This is a genomic window from Pseudocnuella soli, from assembly GCF_004347775.1.
GTDB classification, from domain to species: domain Bacteria; phylum Bacteroidota; class Bacteroidia; order Chitinophagales; family Chitinophagaceae; genus Flavisolibacter; species Flavisolibacter aquaticus.
Map to the genome: position 1 here is coordinate 1207560 of NZ_CP037755.1, position 20198 is coordinate 1227757.

Sequence of the window (20198 nt, forward strand, 5' to 3'; positions counted from 1 at the left end):
TTTGGGGACTGGGTTGGTCTTAAAATAAAATGGGATATAAATACCCGGGTTTGTTAAAAAATGTTAATTTGAGCCCTGCTTGAAACGATTTGCCGCCATATTTTTCCTGGGCCTGCTCCTTTTTAATATTGCAGGATACCGCCTGCTGTTCAACTGGGCAGAACACCGCGCTACAACGGCGCTGATTGCCGCAGTGGATGGGGAACAATATGATGCATCCGAACTCATTACCATCACAGTACCGCTGTCGCTGCCGTATCAAATGGACTGGACCGATTGGGAACAGGTGCGTGGCGAAATTGAATTGGACGGCGTAACCTACCAGTATGTACAGCGCAAAGTGCTAGATGGGCAAATCCATTTGCAATGCCTGCCCAATAAACAGCAATCCAAAATTGAATCGGCCCGCGACCGATTTTTTGAGTTGGCCAATTCATTCCAGGCCGATGGTACTGGTAAAAAAGGAGCAGCCGGCAGCACCATTAAATTTTCCAAACCGGCACTGTCCGATTTTGACGACCAATGCATGTTGTGGCGCATTCCGCAGCTTTCCGCGCCAACGCCAATACAGCATTTTTTTGATCAATCCCTGATACCGCAACCAGCACTAACAGTAATAGGCCAGCCGCCCGAGGTTCGTTGTTAAGCACATTACATTTCAATCCACACATGGTACATTTTACCCAATGGCTTATGTGCTACTAGGGTATTCATTTCAACGAACCACCACAATAACTTTTTTTATGAGATGCAATAACGCTGGCAGGCTCCTGCTTGCAGCTGCGTGTTGCTTTTTTTGGAGCGCCGGCCAGGCCCAAACCGACCTGGATGCGCTGACCATGAACAAAAAGCAACTATGCGTAGGATTTCAGTACAGCCACAATTCCTGGGATCACTATTGGGAAGGAACGCTCAAACGCACCAACGAAAACATCGGCACCATTACCACGCAAAGTGTAGCCCTGATGGGCAACTACGGCATCAGCAATAAAGTAAACCTGCTGTTTGCTGTGCCTTATGTTTTTACCAAAGCATCAGCCGGAACACTGCAGGGACAAAAAGGATTTCAGGATGGCATGCTGGCTGCTAAATGGAATGCATTTCAGCACAAAGGTGAAAAGCAGGCTTTTTCCTTGTTTGCACTGGCTGGTGTTTCAGCGCCGTTGAGCAATTATACGCCTGACTTTTTGCCCATGTCCATTGGCCTGCACAGCCGCGCTGCTTTTGTGCGGGGCCTGGCCGATTATCAACGCGGAAAATTTTTCATCACCGGTTCTGCTTCGTACCACCTGCGCAACAATGTAGACATTGCCCGCACCGCGTATTATACCACCGAAATGCACTACACCAACGAAGTAGAAATGCCCGATATGTGGTACGCTAACCTGCGCACCGGGTACCGCGGCCGCCAGCTTATTGTTGAAGCCACCGCCGACCGCACCACCACCCTCGGCGGTTTCGACATCAGGAGAAATGACATGCCTTTCCCAAGCAACCGGATGAATCTAACCAATGTAGGCCTGAGCCTTCGGTACGAACCGGGCTGGCTGAAATGGGTTACGCTTACTGCCGGTGGCACACATGCCGTGGCAGGCCGCAACATGGGCCAGGCCACCGCTTACTATGCCGGCGCATTTTACATTTTCAACTTTGGGAAAAAAGCAGCAGTAACCAAAACAAGCCAAACACCATGAAACATTCGTTATCCTTTTTTATAGGTGCCTGCGCACTGTTATTTCTTGCATGCAACAAAACGCCGGAAGACCGCTCTGAATCGTTTCCCGCACTGGCACCAGCCAACATCGATATCCAGGCTGGTACCTGGAAGCCACTGCTGCTGACCAAGGCCGATGAAGTAAGTTTGCCCGCACCGCAGGCCGCCAACAGCCCTGGCTACATTGCCGAACTGAATGAAATAAAAAGCTGGCAGCAAAAACTAACCGGCGAGCAAAAAGCATCGATCCAGTACTGGGGTGCCGGCGGTGTGCTGCGCTGGAACGAGATCATGCGTACGCTGGTGGCCAAATACAACCTGCCGCCATATCAAAACGCCGATGGTACTTATCCCGTGCCCAATGCAGCCAACCCTTTTGCATATCCCATTTTCCCGTTTGCCAGCCCTCCTTATGCGGCCCGCGCCTATGCTTATGTATCGGCCGCCCAATACGATGCGCTGGTAGCGGCATGGCATTACAAAAACCTGTACAAACAAGCCGCGCCACACAAGGCCGATGCCGGTATAAAGACCCTGTTGCCGGTTTCGGAACTGTCCACTTACCCATCGGAAGATGCCGTGATTGCCGGTGTGTCGGCCGAATTGTTGAAACTGCTGTTTCCTACCGAGCAGGCCTATGTACAGCGGCTGGCTACAGAACACAAGCTGTCGCGCATTTTGGCCGGCATGAACACCCGCAGCGAGCTGGAAGCCGGCGAGGCTTTGGGTAAAATGATTGCGCAAAAATTTGTGGCCCGTGCCCGCACCGACCGTGCCGGTACTGCCGGTGGCAACAAAACGCAATGGGACCAAATGGCTACAGATGCCATTGCCAAAGGCGAAACGCCGTGGATCAGCATTGATGCACCAAAGCGCCCACCCATGCTGCCGCTTTTTGGTAAAACCAAATCGTTCCTGATGGACTCGATGATGGTGATCAACGGCCGGCCGGCAGCGCCGCCATCGGTGCACTCGGCGCAGTTTAAAAAAGAACTGGAAGAAGTAAAATACTACACCGAAAATGCGACCCCCGAACGCATCCGCATCGTGCAGTTTTGGGCCGATGGTGTAGGCACCTACACACCGCCGGGCCACTGGAACGCCATTGCTGCCGAAGCCTTTGTAAAGGAGCGTTATAGCGAGGTACGCTGGGCCCGAAACCTGGCCTTGCTCAACCTGGCCATGATGGATGCAGCCATTTGCTGCTGGGATGCAAAATTCACTTATTTCAACCCACGTCCATCGCAGGTTGATCCGTCGATTAAAACACTGACCGGCGTGCCCAATTTCCCTTCATTTACTTCGGGCCATTCTACGTTCAGCGGAGCCGCATCTACATTTTTATCATACCTGCTGCCCGCTCAGGCAGCCGGCTTTAAAAGCATGGCAGATGAAGCATCCATGTCGCGGTTGTATGGCGGCATCCACTACCGCAGCGATTGCGAAGTGGGCCTGGAAATGGGCAACACTATTGGCAAAATTGCCATCTCCCGTGCCCGTGCCGATGGCGCAGATTGATCCTTCCTTGGTAAACAAAATCATTACAACAAACGAACACCAACATGAACAATACTTTTATCAAATACATGCTTGCCGCAGCAGTTGCCGGCATTTCAATAACGCCTAAAAGCGCACTGGCGCAGGGTTGTGTGGCTATACGCGGCACCGGTACGGTTTGTACCAAGTTGTCGCACATCGAAGAAGAAACTAGGGGCTGGCAACTCAATACCAACTACCGTTATTTTAAATCGTTCCGCCATTTTAAAGGCCGCGAAGAACAGAAAGAACGACTGGTGCAAAACACTGAAGTGATCAACTGGCAGCATACCCTCGACCTGTCGCTGGTTCGTGTGTTCAACAACCGCTGGTCGATGGTGGTGGGCATGCCGCTGCTGGGCAACAGCCGCTCTTCGCTGTACGAGCATGGCCGTGCCGAACGCCACCGCTCGGGCTCTTACGGCCTCGGTGATATGCGCATTGTGGGCTACCACTGGATGCTGGATCCGGCAAAAAGTAAAAAAGGAAATATTCAACTGGGCCTGGGTTTGAAACTGCCAACCGGCGAAGAGAACTACCAGGATTATTTTCAAAATGTTGGCCCAAATAAAACACCTGAACTGCGTCCGGTGGATCAGTCGATTCAATTAGGCGATGGCGGCACAGCGTTAATCACGGAGTTGAATGGCTTTTATAATTTCAACGAACGGGCTGGCCTGTACACGACGTTGTTTTACATGGTTAACCCACGCGAAGTAAATGGAGTACGTACCTACCGCGAAACACTCAACGCATCGCTTGCCAACGAAAGCATCATGAGTGTGCCCGACCAGTACATGGCAAGGCTGGGTGCCAATTATAGCCTGGGGGGCAAATTAAACGGCGTATCGGTGCTGTTGGGTGGCCGCCTTGAAGGCATCCCGGTAAAAGACCTGGTGGGCGGCAGCGAAGGCTTTCGCAGGCCCGGATACATTGTTTCGGTGGAGCCCGGCGTGAATTACATGGTTAAGAAGATGAACTTTTTCCTGACTGCACCTTTTGCTGTGGAACGCAACCGCACACAAAGCGTAACTGATAAAGAGGCTACTGCCAAAACCGGCGTATTTCGCCAGGGCGATGCCGCATTTGCCGACTGGGTGTTGAACCTCGGCTTTTCGGTGAAGTTCTGATCTAAACGAGAATAGCAACAAGGGTTGGGCTGTTGTTACCTGCATGGTATGGATAAAATACCTACAGGAGGCAATCTGCTCAACCCTTTTTCTTTCTGCTCAACCCTTATTCTTTGTGAGTGCTACATTTGCGGCATGCAGCAATTGATTGACGCCATTTCGGAATTGTACCAGCAGTGGAAAGGGCAAGCCCCTAAACAGGTGGATGTGTTGCCGGAATCGGGTAGCGACCGCCGCTATTTTCGCCTGCATGGCGAAGATGGCGAGACCGTGATTGCCACCTCGGGGCCCAATGTGCGGGAAAACGAAACCTTTATTTATTTCTCCGAACATTTTACCGCCAAAGGACTGCCGGTGCCTCGTGTGCTGGCCGTAAGCGACGAAAAAAACCTGTACCTGCAACAGGATGTGGGCGACACTTCGCTGCTAGAAATACTGGAGCAGCAAGGCTATAATGAAGCCTCCTACGAGCTGTTTAAAAACAGCCTGAAGGCGCTGGCGCACCTGCAGGTAACCGGCGACGATGGGCTGGACTACGACCGCTGCCTTACCAACAAGGAGTTTGGCAAACAGGCTATCATGGCCGACCTGCTGTATTTTAAATTTTACTTTCTGGATGCGCTGCGCAAGCCATACGATAAGCAAAACCTGATTGATGATTTTGAAGCGCTGAGCAACTACCTTACTCATACGGAGTACAAGTACTTTATGTTCCGCGACTTTCAAAGCCGCAATATACAGGTGCAGCCCGACGGGTCGGTGCATTTTATCGACTACCAGGGCGGCATGAAAGGCGCACCGCAATACGATGTGGCTTCCCTTATTTGGCAGGCAAAAGCCAACCTCCCCGACGAATGGAAAGACCGCCTGCTGCATGATTATATGGATGCATTTGAGGCAACCATTGGCAAACCTTTGGACCGCGCCGTTTTTCAAAGCCAGTACAATGGTTATGTGTTGATACGACTGCTGCAGGTGTTGGGTGCGTATGGCTTCCGCGGCTTGTTTGAACGTAAAGCGCATTTCCTTACTTCCATTCCGCTGGCGCTGAAAAACCTGCGGTGGTTTGTGGAGCATAACAGCATGGGCATCATGCTTGCCGAGTTCAGGAAAGTGCTGGACCTGTGTACCGCCGATGAAGTGATCGAGCATTTCACACCCATACAGGCCAGCGAGGATACGCCGCTGGTGGTGCAGGTGGGTTCGTTTTCGTATAAAAAAGGCCTGCCCGAAGATACCTGCGGCAATGGTGGCGGCTTTGTGTTTGATTGTCGCGGTATTGACAACCCCGGTCGCCACGAGCAATATAAAACCGTTCATGGCCGCGATAAAGTGGTGATGGATTACCTGGAGCGCCAAACCCGCATGCAGGACTTTTTAAACTCTGTTTTTGACATAGTTGATATTTCGGTGGAAGATTATATCCGCCGCGGCTTTACGAGCCTTACCGTGAGCTTTGGCTGCACCGGCGGACAGCACCGCAGCGTATATGCCGCCGATGCACTGGCTAAGCATTTAAAAAATAAATATGGAATAAAAGTGGAGTTGTTTCACCGCGAACAGGAGCATAAAGGGTGGAAAAATGAGCGGTATGGAGTGGAGGGATAGGAGGGATGATGGAGTAGGAAGTTGCCAGTTGACAGTTGGTAGTTAATAGTGGTGTGCTTTTGCTTATTGTTGTAAGTGCAGTACGTCATTGCGAGGCGCAGCGGAGGTCATTTAGTTTGCTGCATCTTGTGCGCCGAAGCAATCCCCAACATATAAGAACTAATTATCGAAATCTGGCATCATGTTCTTGCCATTATTGTAAATGCGTAGTAGCCCAAAACGTCAAGTATGATTTGCTCAACTATACTTTCAACGAAAAGGCGGAACAAAATAATTTGTTCCGCCTTTTCGTTGGCCCAATCAATTTTTTGTTGAACTGATCTTTATGCGAGGTTGACTTTGATGAAACATCGTTTAAATATAGACGGCAATTCATTTACTTACTGAATAATTGGAGATTGCTTCGGCGCACCAGATTTATCCAACTACAATAACACTACTGCGCCTCGCAATGACGGTTGGGTGCAGCTGAACGATGCTATGATTTGCTCAATAAATTTTGAAACAAAAACTCACTGCAACCCACAAACCACGGACGCACCAACCTAAAACCCCAGTCTGCCAACTATCAACTGTGAACTCTCAATTCCCTACCATCATCTATCATCAATCATCCATCATCCCACCCCATTACTTCATAATCTTCTCCCACAACAGCGGCAGGCGCTTCAGCCAAACCGATTCGCGGTTTTTGTTCATCGCCAGGTCGGCAGGAGTGCCAAAATATTTTCCGTTGCCTGCGGGCAATGATTTGGTGATGCCGCTTTGTCCCAACACCTCTACACCTTTACCAATTGTGATCGTTTTATTGACGCCTACCTGTCCCCACAGGATCACTTCATCTTCCAAAATAGTAGCACCGGCAATGCCCACCTGCGCAGCAATCAAACAGTTCTTACCCATCACCACATCGTGGCCCACATGCACTAGGTTATCGATGCGGGTGCCGGCACCAATAATGGTGTCCGATGTTACACCACGATCAATGGTGCAGTTGGCGCCAATTTCCACATCATCTTCAATCACCACGCGGCCGCAGCTCTGCATTTTTTTGTAATGCACGGGGCGGGCCGTTTTTTTATTGTAGTAAAATGCATCCGACCCAATGATGGTGCCTGCCTGTATCACCACGTTGTTGCCAATGATGCTGTGGTCCATGATCACAGCGTTGGGATGAATAACAGAATTGCTGCCGATGCTTACATTGTTGCCGATCACTGCACCGTGCATCACAACGGCGTCTGGTGCAATGCTTGATCCACTGCCTACAGGGGCCTGCACAGGCCTGAAAGGTTGATAGTGACTGACGATTTTTAAGTACGCTTCGAATGGTTGGTCTACCAGCAGCAAAGCCTTGTGGGGCGGGAACTCTGCCTCCTGGTTGATGATGATAAAGGACGCTGCAGACTCAATACATTTCTGGTAATATTTCGGATGATCTACAAATGCAAGGTCGCCCGCTTCCACGCGGTGTATTTCGTTGATGCCGGTGGCTGCACCTTCGGTGTTGCCGATGAGTTGCGCACCAATCAGTGCGGCAATTTGGGTAACGGGCACAGGTTGTGCAAAGCGCATACGCAATAATTTTTGCGAAGGTACGCAGCCCGCATTTTGTACACTTAAAAAGAGCGGGCAGGCAACCATTGATGAAGTAAAAGCGTTTCAATTATTGCAACTGCATCATCTGCTTTGTGCATTGTTTGATGTTATGCTGGTGTATGATGCATGCACATATCAGCAGTAAATAAAAAAATGTGTATAAAAACTGCATTAATTTTTTTTAGTTCGGAAAAAATCTTTTTAATATTGTGTTAGGAATTTTTTAATTCCTGTACTTACTAACCCATCTACATATTAGCCTCGCATCAGCGAGGCTTTTTCTTTGCAGTAAACGGAGCACCTGCAATGCCTATTTATCCACCTTATTTGGAATAACTTTACCCCACACAAATAAACTTAGGTACATGCTAAAATCAATGACCGGCTTTGGACGTGCAGAGCATTCGGTAGGCGACAAAACCTTTTTAATCGATATCAAATCGCTCAACGGAAAGCAGTTTGACCTGCAATTAAAAATGCCCGCATTCCTGAAGCCTTTTGAGTTCGACATACGCAGGTTGCTGTCGGAGGGATTGGGCCGGGGCACGGTTGATTGCAGCATCAACCTAAAAGAAACAGGCAACGCCAAACCCGTAACCATCAACACCGGGCTGGCCAAAACATACTATTACCCGCTGGCCGAACTGGCCAAGGAACTGAACCTCGATGCATCTACCATTTTAAGCACACTGGTAAAGCTGCCCGAAGTGATTACGCCTACCAGCGAAACGCTGACCGAAACCGAGTGGGCGCAGTTTGAACAAATGATGCAAACCGCCATTGCCAACTTAAACGAGCACCGCCTGGATGAAGGCCGCTCCCTAAAAGCTGACTTGGAACTGCGCATTGAAAACATCCGCAAACAACAGGCAGTGGTAACCGAATTGGCGCCGCTGCGCCAAACAAAGATCCGCGAAAACCTGACCCGGCTGCTGGAAGAAAAAGTGGGCAAAGATGCATACGACGACAACCGTTTGGAGCAGGAGTTGATCTATTACATTGAGAAGATCGATATTTCGGAAGAGCAGGTGCGCCTCAACAACCACTGCGATTATTTTATTACGGTAATGAACGAGGACAATGCTGAATCGAAAGGCAAGAAGTTGTCGTTCATTCTGCAGGAAATTGGCCGCGAAATAAATACCACCGGCTCAAAGGCTTACGATTCGCAAATTCAAAAAGCCGTGGTGCTGATGAAAGACGAACTGGAAAAAGCAAAGGAGCAGGTGTTGAATGTGATGTAGAGAAGTTAGGAAAGTCGGGAAAGACAGTAAAGACAGAAAAGACGGGGCTGATTGAACGCAGCGTTTAGCATGTCGCAATTAGCATGTTCCTTCTGATAAAGCAATTGCCAACCAGGTACATTTCTTTACTGACTTTCCCGTCTTTTCTGTCTTTTCCGACTTCACTTACTTCCGTCTTATTTCCCATTTTTGCAAAAAATATCTTCTTGAACAAGCGCTTTATTTTTTTTGCCGCAATATGCCTGGTGTTGCTATCGTGCACTACGGGCAACCTGTACGAAAAAGTGGTGTCCATACCGGGCCACCAGTGGGCGGGCAATTACCAGCCTAAATTTACTTTCAACATCACCGACACGGCCACACCGTACCGGGTATATGTTATTTTCCGGCATTCGGAAAAATACAATTACAACAACCTGTGGTTGCGCCTCGGCATCCAGGCGCCGGATAGCAGCGCCGTATCCTCCGTTCAATACGAACTGCCGCTGGCCACCAACGAAAAAGGCTGGCTGGCTTCGGGCCTTGATGATCTGTATGAGCACCGTATTGGCCTGACGCCGGAGTCTGGTGATTTTTATTTTAAAAAGAGCGGCACCTACACATTTACCATTGCCCAACTGATGCGTGAAGACCCGCTGCAGGCCAGCTACAACGTGGGGCTGCGCATTGAGCGGAAACAATAGGGCGATTGACGAATTACGATTTCGGATTTTAGATTGTTGAGCCCTAGTTTATCAATATTGGCTATTAACCTGAAATCGTCAATCGTACATCCAAAATCGTAAATCTACATGACTGATGTGCACAGAAAAAAACTACGGCGGGTAACCATCATTTACTGGGTGCTGCTCCTGTATATTTTTGCGGCGCTCTATTGGTGGTATTATTCGCTGGAGCTGCAAAACCAGGAAATGTATGTGCTGCAAAAAGCAGCCATCGAAGGGTTGCAGCAAACCGCTCCGGCCGAATACAACCGGCGCTTGTTCCTGATCGAAGATGGCACCCGCCGCGACACCTGGAAGCACCAAAGCGAAGGCGTTACTTTTTTTGGACTGATTGTATTTGGCGCTGCATTTATTTACCGCTCCGTGCAGCGGCAGTTTCGATTGCAACAGCAGCAGCAAAATTTTATGATGGCCGTTACCCACGAACTAAAAACGCCCATCGCTGTTTCCCGCCTCAACCTCGAAACCATGCAAAAGCACCAGTTGCCCGAAGACAAACGGTCGCGGCTGCTGCGCATGACCCTGCAGGAAAACCTGCGCCTCGATACCCTTATCAACAACATTTTATTGTCGTCGCAGCTCGAAGCAAATGCATATAAAATGCAGCACGAGCCCGTTGATTTTTCGGCGCTGGTTTCGGAAGTGGTTGGAGGTTTCCAGGCCCGCTACCCCGACCGGCAGGTGGCCGTGCAACTACAGGAAAACGTAACCATCAACGGCGATGCCGTGCTGCTGAACCTGCTGGTGAGCAACCTGCTCGAAAATGCGCACAAGTATTCGCCAAAGGCCAGCGCCATTGAAGTACAACTCGATAGCACCCCCGCCGGTGCACAGCTACAAGTGATCGATGAAGGAGAAGGCATACCGGAGGCGGAAAAAAGCCATGTGTTTGAAAAGTTCTACCGCATTGGCAACGAACAAACCCGCAAGGCTAAAGGCACCGGCCTGGGGCTGTGGCTGTGCCGCAAAATAGCGCAGGACCACGGCGCCCAAATCCGCATTGCGGATGGTGTGCCCACAGGCAGTATTTTTATAGTTCAGTTTTAAAATAAGTTTGAACCACTAAGACACGAAGAACACCAAGTTTCACTAAGTACATTCTTCGTGTTACTCCGTGCCCTTCGTGTCTTGGTGGTTCAATAAAGCGCAATCAATGGAACAAAAGCAATACTCCATACTGCTGGTAGAAGACGAAGAAAACCTGCACGAAACCCTGAAGATGAACCTGGAGCTGGAAGGCTACGAGGTAACATCGGCGTTTGACGGCGCCGCTGCCATGAAGGCCGTGCACAACGAATATTTCGACCTCATCATCATGGATGTGATGTTGCCCGAGATGGACGGTATTTCGGCTACGCAAAACATCCGGCTCACCAACAACGAAGTGCCCATCCTGATCTTAAGCGCCAAAAGCACATCGGCCGATAAAGTGTTGGGACTGAAACGCGGTGCCGACGATTACCTCACCAAGCCCTTCGACCTGGAAGAGCTGATGTTGCGCATTCAAAAACTGATCAACAAAAACAAAAAGATCCAGGAAAAATCCAGCGTTGGCGACACGTATTCGTTTGGCGGCAATACCATCGATTTTAAAGCGCAGGAAGCCCAAACAGCCAGCGGCGAAAAGCTGCAGCTGAGCAAGAAAGAAGCGATGCTGCTGAAGCTGCTCATCGAAAACAAAAACGAAGTGGTGCCCCGCGAAAAGATCCTGCAATCGGTGTGGGGCTACAACGTTTATCCTACCACCCGCACGATCGATAATTTCATCCTCAATTTCCGCAAATACTTCGAGTCGGACAGCCGCAACCCCAAATACTTTCATTCGGTGAGGGGCGTGGGGTATAAATACACGGAGTAAGTATTTGCCTATTCGCTGGTGAGGCGTAGGCCTATTATAAAATTGAAAGCTTCCATCTCTTCAAGAGATGGAAGCTATTTTTGTAACCAGCTGTAGTATTGCTATGCTGCACCTGTTGCGTCGCACACTTGTACGTTCTGTATCGTTATTCGGCTTTTATCTATGCACCTGTAGTAAGCTATTCTCTTTAGGGTAATGTCATACCGACGAATGTGGGCATATCCTGCGCTACTTTAGAACTCCGCATTCGAAGGAGATGCCGAAACAAGTTCGGCATGACAGACACTGATTACAATAAGTGGCATACACTATCAATAGAATTTTTCCTTTCGTTTTACCACTCTTTGCCTATTAATCACGCTAATTGCCCCTGTCATCCTGAGCGCAGTGAAGGATCTGAGCCTGCACCAGCACCTATTTGGAAGAGAAAGTAAGCCCACGCTTTCAGCATCAAATTTTGCAACCACAACACTCAGATGCTTCGCTGTGCTCAGCATGGCAAATGCGAGAACCCACACCTGAATATAAAAGCATAAATAGGCGAAACAAAAAAGCCACAAGGACTACAATCCTTGCGGCTTCAATATTCAAAACAAAAAGTTCATGCTATTTGCAAACACTGTAATTACAAATCCGCATTTAGTAAAAACGCAATCTACAAATCACCCAACTGTGGCCGCACCACAATCTCCTCCACTGTAGCCTGAGGCGAAAGATGCGCTGCCTGGTACACCAGCAAGGCAATGTCTTTCGCTTCCATGATGCGGCTTTGCGGCACATCGCTGCCGGCCCAAGAGTCGGTATACACGGCGCCGGGCATTACAGCCGTTACTTTAATGCCATGCTCTTTTAATTCTTCCCGCAGGTTTTTAGAAAACCCCAGCAACGCAAATTTGGAAATGCTATAAGCCCCACCGTTAGGGTAAGCCTTTAGCGAAGCAATGGAACACATATTGAAAATATGCCCGCTCCGGGCTGCCTTCATGGAAGGCAGCAGCGTCCGGGTAAGGTGGTAAGCGCTGTACAGGTTTACCGCCATCATGGTTTCCAGTGCACCATCGGGTTCATCGCCCACATTGCCGGGCACGAACGAGCCCGCATTATTTACCAGCACATCAATCTGTGGCACCCGGTGCAGTATCCATTGGCCCAGTGCTACCGTTGCTTCTTTATCGGACAGGTCGGCAGCTTGCGCCAAAATGCGGGTACGTGGAAAGCGCCCCTGCAACTCACGGGAAAAAGTTTCCAGGTATTCTTTGTTGCGTGCCGTTAGAATCAGCGTGTGGCCTTGCTTGTCCTGCGCAAAAGCTTCGGCAATAGCCCGGCCCAACCCACGCGATGCACCAGTGATCACAATGTTCATGTGGGCAAAGATAAAGGGAAGGCGAGTGGAGTTGGGAGTTGACAGTTGGGAGTTAAGAGTAGAGAGTCTGTAGTCGGTGTTTATGGAATATTGTTTCTACTGGTTGTAGAAAAATGTAGTTATCAAAATTATTTTCCTGCCAACCACCAACTACCAACTATCAACTCCACACTGCCAACTCTCCTTAACTTGCGGCCCATGAAGTACCGCCACTTGTTCTTCGACCTGGATCATACCCTGTGGGATTTTGACGCCAATGCCCGTGCCACGTTGGAACACCTGCACCACGAGCTGCAACTGCACAATAAAGGCGTGCACGATTTTGAGGCTTTTTATAAGAATTACCTAGCGCACAACGAAACGCTGTGGAACCGCTATCGGCTCGGAAAGATCAAACAGGATGAACTGCGCCTGAAACGCATGTGGCTGTCGCTGCTCGATTTTAAGATTGCAGACGAAGCGCTGGCGAAGGAAATGAGCAAGCTGTTTTTACAAATGCTGCCCACCCGCACCCTTTTGTTTCCGCACACAATGGAGGTGCTGAACTATCTTAAAGCTAAAGGTTACACCATGCACATCATCACCAACGGGTTTGAAGAAGTGCAGTTGGGTAAATTGCAGAATTGCGGCCTCACCGCTTTTTTCCAGCATGTCATCACATCCGAAGGTTCCAACAGTTTAAAGCCCCGGCCGGAAATTTTTCAATACGCCATGAGCAAAGCCGGCGCCAACGTTGCTGAAAGCCTGATGATTGGCGACGGCCCCGATATCGATATTGCGGGTGCCGCATCGGTGGGCATGGACAGCGTTTATGTCAATCATATTTCGCAGGAAAAAGACCCGGTGGCAACCTATACCATTTTTCATTTGGAGGAACTGGAAAGGATCTTGTGAAATGTCGAACAGATGAACAAGGAACAGAAGAAGATGGGAAAGAATAACGAACAAGGAACAAGGAATGACGAATGTAGAATCGGAACAGCCAATGGTTTGGGAATTATGAATGATGAGTAATGATTTGGTGAGGCGGTTCAATAATGGCGCAATCCCATACTTCAAAGCGAAGGCGGCTATAAACAAAATTAAAATGTGGGCATAGCCCACACCTGTTGGTAGCGATAAAATCAATTGATGATATCATTTTGGGCGTAGCCCAAACCCGTGCTCCGAATTACTCTATAAATAAACATCGATTTTACAGGGTTGATCTACGATCAACGGGAAAATTAAAATGATGTTGATTGTGTTGCTACCAACGGGTTTGGGCTACGCCCAAAAATATAACGCTGTAATAGTTCACCGCACCGCAACCCAATAATTAATAATCCATAATCAATAATTCATCATTCAACTTCATCATTCCTCTGTTCCTTGTTCCTCTGTTCATCTGTTCATCTGTTTTCACAAAAAAAGCCTCCATCCGGAGGCTTTATCTTTTTAAGCATATCTGCTGCATTTCGATTTTTTATACATCCCGTTGCAGTTTCCTTTTTTTAATTCTTTCTGTACTTCCTTTTTAGCCGTTGCTTCTTTCTTGGTGCCATTCACCGATGCATACACAATGGAGGCGGTTGTGAGCAGTCCTGCTGCTGCAAACAGTACAAACTTTTTCATGGCTGGGTGTTTTCAACAAGTTACCGCAAATAGCGGCCTCCTGTTTACCACGTACCCAAAACGGTTACGCCGCCCTGCACCTTCTGGTTGAGCTTTACGGTAATGTTGGTGTCCAACGGCAGTAACAGGTCTACCCTTGAACCAAACTTGATAAAGCCCATTTCGCTGCCTTGCTCCACCACATCGCCGGGCTTCAGGTAGTTTACAATACGCTTCGCCAGTGCACCGGCAATTTGTTTTACCAGCACCTCACGGTTGCCGCTGCGGTACACCACCGAGTGGCGTTCGTTGTCGGTAGAAGACTTAGGATGCCAGGCAACCAGGTATTTGCCCTTGTGGTATTGGCTGTACAGCACTTCGCCGCTCACCGGGTTGCGGTTTACATGCACGTTCAGCGGGCTCATAAATATGGAAAGCTGCAGGCGTTTTTCTTTAAAATACTCATCGGGCTCCACTTCTTCAATCACCACCACGGTGCCGTCGCAGGGCGCTACAATCGAAGATTCGCCCTGGTGGTGGTCGCGTTTTGGAATGCGGAAAAACGAAACAATGAACATCAGCAGGATGAACGTGGCCACAAAAATGAGCCAGCCCAATACCGTTGAATACGAGGCCAGAAAATAAAAGGCCAGCACATTGATGATGGCAAAAACAATGAATGCTACAATAATGCTGTTATACCCTTCCTTATGAATTTTCATATTGCGAAAATAGGGCGCAAAACTAAGGGAATAGTGGCCAGCGCCGTGCTGAAAGTTGGGCGCAGCCCTCAACGCCGCTTTAAATGATGTTATTCCAGCGCTGTTTTCTGCTTTATTTGGGCGCCCTGATATTGCTGGTTCTTACAAGAAGGCCGGCGCCCAGCAGCGATTTTACCTGCAGAGCAGGCTTGTTGCTTTCAGCGCCAAATATGCGTACATCGTCATCGTAAATCAGGTCAAGGTTCCAGGTAAACGAAAGCACATTGGTTAGCTTCAGCGCCCACACGTTGGTCATAAACAGGTCCACGTTTTTCGGGTTGTGGCGGTAGTTCGAAAACAGGTCGAGGCGACCGCGATACGAAACCGATTTGCTGATTTCTTTAATGTAATTGGCGGTCAAAAATGCACCCAACTCCAGGCTCGATGTTTTACCCGGATCCACGCCGTACAGGCCTTTTGCCGAAAGTGAATCGTTGCGCACCACTACCCAACGCGAGGTGATGGGCGAAATAAAAATGGACAGGTTGGGGGCAGGTTTAAAATCGGCACCGAGGCTTACGGTGATATAAGCCGGCGATAAAAACGCGGAGGAAAGGGTAGGATCATCGTCGGTGTTGAACGTGTAGCCATTGAACAGTTGCGACCGGAAGTTGAACAACCCGCCGATGCTCCATTTATCGGAAACCGAGTAACCGTATTTAGATAAAAAATCGAGGCGGTCGTCGTTTTTGCGTTCGCCCAGCGAAGAGGTTTTTACATAGCCCAAATTAAAATCAAGCATGTTGTCCCAACTGTTGCGGCCCCTTTTGTAAAACGCAAACATGTTGAGCACCGATGTGGCTGAGAGGCTGAAATCGTCGCCGCCGGCAGCCCAGTTGTTGAGCGAACCCTGCGTTACGGCCAGGTTGTAGGTGAGGCCGCGTTTCCACTTTTGTTCTACCGTGTCCTGTTCAAATCGTTTTACGGCTTTTGATGTTTCGTCGCGCAGCCTTTTTACGGTGGAATCCTGGGCAAAAATTGCGGTGGAGCACATCAGCATCAGGATCAGGAGCAGCCTGTTCATTTGGTTTTGTTTTGGGTGAAAAAGAAATGGTGTTTGGGGGCAAAGATAAGTTTTGCTGTAACAAGCCTTTTTGCATGGAGTATTGGATACAGCTACAAACACATTTTGATAGATCTAAAAACATACGATGCAACGGCCGGTTTTTAATAGCCTAACGCAATAACTTCCGCTTGTTATAGCTGCATCAATTTGCCTGCAACAATTGAATGATATCGCCGGGTTGTTTGGGCTCCATCCATTGCACTGTTTTTAATAAAAATGACGTGTAGCGGCCCGGCCAGATGATGCCGCCTGCCACCTTGGTAACCGTGTGGTCAATAACATCAATACACTGATCCCGTGCTGCATTGTCGCCGGCATAAGCCAGCAGCAGCGCATTGGCCCAGGATGCTTCCCTTGCCTTTACAATACTGAAATTAACCACGGCTTCGTGGCTGTTTTGTGTGATGCGCCCCAGCATGCGCAGCGGCAACCATATGCGGCACAAGCGGTCGTACATGGTGCCTACCAGTGATGCAATCACTTCGTTGATTTTTACAAAATCTCCATGCATGCCTTCAATAGCGCTGCCCGGCGCCATTTGCGCTGCGGCAATAGCGAGGTCCAGGTTGATGTGTGTATTTACACCCAGCAGCATGTGCTGGATAACGGCCAGATTGTTTTGCTTGCAGGCATCAAAGGCGGTTTGCCAGCTTTGCGAGCAGGGCTTGCCGTGATTGTAGCAATGCCATGCCTGCACGTATAAGTTGGCAAAAATGGTATCCAACTTATCCATCCGTGGGCCATCGGCAAACAAACCCTTATTAATGCCTTGTTGCACGGCCACGGTGGTGCGGTGATACAGGGCGGCAAAATATCCTTGCCGCGATTGGTGCTGTACGCACCACGCAACGATCTCTTCGAGTTGGGCAATTACTTCGGCGATGTTTTTGGCTGGAGGCATGAGGGGAAAGGTAATGCGCACCTGCCGGTAATGCAACAGGCATTGGGCAGCCGGTTTAAATACTGTTTGTGTTGTATGCTTACTGCTGGCCGGGCTTTTGCCTTTTGCGAAGCCATATCTTGCACTCCTCTAATTTTTATACAACATGCAGGCAATGATCTTTGCGGCGGGCTTAGGCACCCGCTTTAAACCATGGACCGACGAACACCCCAAGGCACTGGCCGTGGTGAATGGCAAAAGCCTGTTACAACGCAACGTGGCGTACCTGCAACAGTGGGGCATCAGTGATGTGGTGGTAAACGTGCACCATTTTGCCAACCAGATAGAACAGGCCGTTGCAGAAGCCGGTGGCTGGGGCAGCAACATCTGTATTTCGGATGAACGTAACGACGTACTGGAAACCGGCGGCGGCCTGCTGCATGCGCAGTCGCTGTTGCAGGGCAGCGAACCGTTTGTAACCATTAATGTGGATATACTCACGAACCTGGACCTGGGCGCTATGATCGAACACCACAAGGAGCAAAACGCATTAGTTACATTGGCAACAACCGATCGTAGCACATCGCGGTACCTGTTGTTTGATGAAGACGACCGCCTATGCGGCTGGCGTAACACGGCCACCGGCGCCGAAAAGCTGCCGGTGCATAAAGAAGTACTGCGCCAAAAAGCATACAGCGGCATTGCCGTGTTTCAGCCCGAAATATTTAGTTGGATGCAACACACCGGCAAGTTTTCGCTGATTGATGTGTACCTGTCGCTGGCCACTGCGCATAAGATCATTTCCTTTGATCATAGCGGTGGCGCCCTGGTTGATGTGGGCAAACCTGAAAGCGTGGCTGTTGCGGAAAGCTTGTTTGCTTAAAGGTTTTTTGAACCACGGAGACACAAAGAACACCAAGCAGCACAAAGAAAATCCTTTGTGAACCTTAGTGCCCTTCGTGTCTCCGTGGTTCAATCGTACTCGGGCTCAACCTTTGCATTCCATTTGCACCGGTTTTCGTTCCTTTACCCAATACGTTTACTACTCCACACATGAAGCAATTTTTTCTCTGGGCGTTTGCCGCCGTTATGGGCATAAACGCCGCTGCACAGCAGGCTTATGACCACCGCGAAGCATTTAGCCCTATTTTTTACCCCAATACCGGCAACCAGTACCGCAGCGCAAGTGGCCAGCCCGGCCCGGCGTACTGGCAAAATGTGGCCGACTACAACATTGCCGTAACCCTCAATACCGAGCAGCACAAAGTATCCGGCGAGGTAACGCTTACCTATACCAACAACAGCCCCGACGAACTGCGCTTTTTGTGGCTGCAACTGGATCAGAATATTTATAAAAAGGACTCCCGTGCATCGGCTACCACCACGCAGCAGGGCGGCCGCTGGGCCAATGCCAATTACACCGACGGTCAGGTGATCAAATCCATCACGGCCGAAGTAGAAGGCAAAAAGTTTACGCCCAAATACAACATCACCGACACCCGCATGCAGGTGTGGCTGGATGAAGTGTTGAAAGGCAGTGGCAAAAAGGCAAAGCTGGTAATTGGCTACGAGTTTGTAGTGCCGCAATATGGCACCGACCGCATGGGCCGGCTCGATACCAAGAACGGCACCGTGTACGAAGTGGCGCAATGGTTTCCCCGCATGTGTGTATACGACGACATCCAGGGCTGGAACACGCTGCCGTACATAGGTGCTGGCGAGTTTTTCCTAGAATACGGCACTATTGAATACAGCGTAACCGCACCCTCCGAACTGATTGTAGTAGGCTCCGGCGAATTGATCAATGAAAAAGAAGCGCTGACGCCGGTACAGCTAAACCGCTTGCAGGAGGCCCGCAACAGCGATAAAACCGTAATGCTCCGCACCGAGCGGGAAGTAACCGACCGCTCATCGCGGCCGGCTGGCGGCAACACTACCTGGCGCTTCCGCATCGAAAATACACGCGATGCTGCATGGGCTGCGTCCAAAGCGTTTGTGTGGGATGCTGCACGCATCAATTTGCCATCGGGTAAAAAAGCCCTGGCCATGAGTGCTTACCCTGCGGAAAGTATTCGGCGCAATGGCTGGCAGCGCAGCACCGAGTTTGTAAAAGCATCCATTGAACATTACTCCAAAATGTGGTACGAGTATCCGTATGGTGTAGCCGTAAATGTGGCGGGCATTGTGGGTGGCATGGAATACCCGGGCATCGTGTTTTGCTCGTATGAAAGCAGCGGCGCCGACCTGTGGGGCGTTACCGACCACGAGTTTGGACACATTTGGTTCCCCATGATTGTAGGCACCAACGAACGTAAATATGCCTGGATGGATGAAGGTTTCAATACGTTCATCAACGGGCTTTCTACAAAGGCATTCAACAAAGGCGAGTTTGCAGGCTTTTCTTATTTCGGCGATGAGCTGAACAAATATCTTTTTAGTAAAAACCTGGATCCGCTGTTTACTACTCCCGATGTGGCGCAGCAGGAAGCCATTGGTATGGTGGCGTACGAAAAACCTGCGGTGATGCTCAGTACGTTGCGCAACGCAGTGCTCGGCCCCGAACGTTTTGATGCCGCTTTCCGCGAATACATCCGTCGCTGGGCTTATAAGCATCCCACGCCGTTTGATTTTTTCCGCACTATGGAAAACGTGGCCGGAGAAGAGTTGGGCTGGTTTTGGCGCAGTTGGGTGTTTTCCAATGCATCGTTGGATATTGCTTTGAAAACAGTAACCTACGAAGAAGGCAAACCGGAAAACGGCGCCAATATTACTTTGGAAAATGTGGGCCAGATGGTGATGCCGGTAACGGTTTTGGTAAAAGAAAGCAACGGCAAAGAACAACGCATCAACCTGCCGGTGGAAGTATGGCAACGCGGCGGCACGCATACCTTTGGCGTGCACACCACCAGCCGCCTCCGCGAAGTAGTTGTTGACCCCGATAAATTGCTGCCCGACATGGACCGCAAGAACAATAAGCTGGACGGAAAGGCATTTTGATAGAAGCCAATAGACAATAAATTTTAGACGATAGACATTAGATAGTAGATATAAGACAGTACAATCAAAATTTTGTCATCTGCCATCTAATGTCTATCGTCTATTATCTGTTGTCTTTTATCTG

Annotated in this window: 18 protein-coding genes; 12 read left to right on the plus strand and 6 right to left on the minus strand. The window is 49.5% G+C overall.

The features are described from left to right. The first annotated feature begins 79 nt into the window (after positions 1-79). The 5 genes from EPD17_RS05135 to EPD17_RS05155 all read left to right on the plus strand — a co-directional run bounded on the left by EPD17_RS05135 (position 80) and on the right by EPD17_RS05155 (position 5988). Positions 80-646 carry a hypothetical protein gene (locus EPD17_RS05135; protein ID WP_132052330.1) on the plus strand — a complete coding sequence of 189 codons (567 nt, stop codon included), beginning with the start codon at positions 80-82 and terminating at the stop codon, positions 644-646. Positions 647-743: 97 nt separating this feature from the next. After that, complete coding sequence (locus EPD17_RS05140; protein WP_204743309.1) at positions 744-1694, plus strand: hypothetical protein; 951 nt, start codon at positions 744-746, stop codon at positions 1692-1694. Beyond that, entirely contained in the window at positions 1691-3232 is a 1542-nt protein-coding gene (locus tag EPD17_RS05145; RefSeq protein ID WP_132052332.1) for a phosphatase PAP2 family protein, read from the plus strand. The genes EPD17_RS05140 and EPD17_RS05145 overlap by 4 nt, the downstream gene beginning before the upstream one ends. A gap of 44 nt (positions 3233-3276) precedes the next feature. Next, positions 3277-4380: a hypothetical protein gene (locus tag EPD17_RS05150; protein WP_240040747.1), complete on the plus strand. Its 1104-nt coding sequence runs from the start codon at positions 3277-3279 to the stop codon at positions 4378-4380. Between the two features lie 135 nt (positions 4381-4515). Continuing rightward, positions 4516-5988 (plus strand): RapZ C-terminal domain-containing protein, encoded by a 1473-nt coding sequence (locus tag EPD17_RS05155; RefSeq protein ID WP_132052334.1) that lies wholly within the window; start codon positions 4516-4518, stop codon positions 5986-5988. 630 nt (positions 5989-6618) lie between these two features. Here EPD17_RS05155 and EPD17_RS05160 read toward each other — a convergent pair. Further along, a complete protein-coding gene (locus EPD17_RS05160; protein ID WP_132052336.1) occupies positions 6619-7563 on the minus strand; it encodes a UDP-3-O-(3-hydroxymyristoyl)glucosamine N-acyltransferase in 945 nt (314 codons plus the stop codon). A 389-nt stretch (positions 7564-7952) separates the two neighbouring features. On the opposite strand from EPD17_RS05160, the gene EPD17_RS05165 reads away from it, so the two are divergent. The 4 genes from EPD17_RS05165 to EPD17_RS05180 all read left to right on the plus strand — a co-directional run bounded on the left by EPD17_RS05165 (position 7953) and on the right by EPD17_RS05180 (position 11414). After that, the gene (locus tag EPD17_RS05165) at positions 7953-8831 is read left to right on the plus strand and encodes a YicC/YloC family endoribonuclease (protein WP_132052338.1); all 879 of its coding nucleotides are present in this window, start codon (positions 7953-7955) and stop codon (positions 8829-8831) included. Positions 8832-9037: 206 nt separating this feature from the next. Beyond that, positions 9038-9514 carry a gliding motility lipoprotein GldH gene (locus EPD17_RS05170; RefSeq protein WP_162303935.1) on the plus strand — a complete coding sequence of 159 codons (477 nt, stop codon included), beginning with the start codon at positions 9038-9040 and terminating at the stop codon, positions 9512-9514. A 108-nt stretch (positions 9515-9622) separates the two neighbouring features. After that, on the plus strand, positions 9623-10603 hold the full coding sequence (locus EPD17_RS05175) for a sensor histidine kinase (protein WP_132052342.1): 981 nt from the start codon (positions 9623-9625) through the stop codon (positions 10601-10603). Positions 10604-10709: 106 nt separating this feature from the next. Then, the gene (locus EPD17_RS05180) at positions 10710-11414 is read left to right on the plus strand and encodes a response regulator transcription factor (protein ID WP_114237327.1); all 705 of its coding nucleotides are present in this window, start codon (positions 10710-10712) and stop codon (positions 11412-11414) included. 655 nt (positions 11415-12069) lie between these two features. On the opposite strand, the gene EPD17_RS05190 is transcribed toward EPD17_RS05180, so the two are convergent. Then, positions 12070-12777 carry an SDR family oxidoreductase gene (locus EPD17_RS05190; protein ID WP_132052346.1) on the minus strand — a complete coding sequence of 236 codons (708 nt, stop codon included), beginning with the start codon at positions 12775-12777 and terminating at the stop codon, positions 12070-12072. 198 nt (positions 12778-12975) lie between these two features. On the opposite strand from EPD17_RS05190, the gene EPD17_RS05195 reads away from it, so the two are divergent. Then, the gene (locus tag EPD17_RS05195; protein ID WP_132052348.1) at positions 12976-13671 is read left to right on the plus strand and encodes a YjjG family noncanonical pyrimidine nucleotidase; all 696 of its coding nucleotides are present in this window, start codon (positions 12976-12978) and stop codon (positions 13669-13671) included. A 543-nt stretch (positions 13672-14214) separates the two neighbouring features. Here the strand turns inward: EPD17_RS05195 and EPD17_RS19865 are convergent. The 4 genes from EPD17_RS19865 to EPD17_RS05210 all read right to left on the minus strand — a co-directional run bounded on the left by EPD17_RS19865 (position 14215) and on the right by EPD17_RS05210 (position 17098). Beyond that, positions 14215-14391: a hypothetical protein gene (locus EPD17_RS19865; protein ID WP_165929529.1), complete on the minus strand. Its 177-nt coding sequence runs from the start codon at positions 14389-14391 to the stop codon at positions 14215-14217. Positions 14392-14435: 44 nt separating this feature from the next. Beyond that, the gene (locus EPD17_RS05200) at positions 14436-15092 is read right to left on the minus strand and encodes a phosphatidylserine decarboxylase family protein (RefSeq protein ID WP_132052350.1); all 657 of its coding nucleotides are present in this window, start codon (positions 15090-15092) and stop codon (positions 14436-14438) included. Between the two features lie 112 nt (positions 15093-15204). Next, the gene (locus EPD17_RS05205; protein ID WP_132052352.1) at positions 15205-16155 is read right to left on the minus strand and encodes a DUF3078 domain-containing protein; all 951 of its coding nucleotides are present in this window, start codon (positions 16153-16155) and stop codon (positions 15205-15207) included. Between the two features lie 184 nt (positions 16156-16339). Beyond that, positions 16340-17098: a DUF5995 family protein gene (locus EPD17_RS05210; RefSeq protein WP_123893709.1), complete on the minus strand. Its 759-nt coding sequence runs from the start codon at positions 17096-17098 to the stop codon at positions 16340-16342. Positions 17099-17243: 145 nt separating this feature from the next. On the opposite strand from EPD17_RS05210, the gene EPD17_RS05215 reads away from it, so the two are divergent. Together EPD17_RS05215 and EPD17_RS05220 are read left to right on the plus strand one after the other, a co-directional pair. Next, the gene (locus EPD17_RS05215; RefSeq protein WP_114237320.1) at positions 17244-17960 is read left to right on the plus strand and encodes a nucleotidyltransferase family protein; all 717 of its coding nucleotides are present in this window, start codon (positions 17244-17246) and stop codon (positions 17958-17960) included. A 170-nt stretch (positions 17961-18130) separates the two neighbouring features. Then, positions 18131-20074: a M1 family metallopeptidase gene (locus tag EPD17_RS05220; RefSeq protein WP_132052354.1), complete on the plus strand. Its 1944-nt coding sequence runs from the start codon at positions 18131-18133 to the stop codon at positions 20072-20074. Positions 20075-20198: the final 124 nt, after the last annotated feature.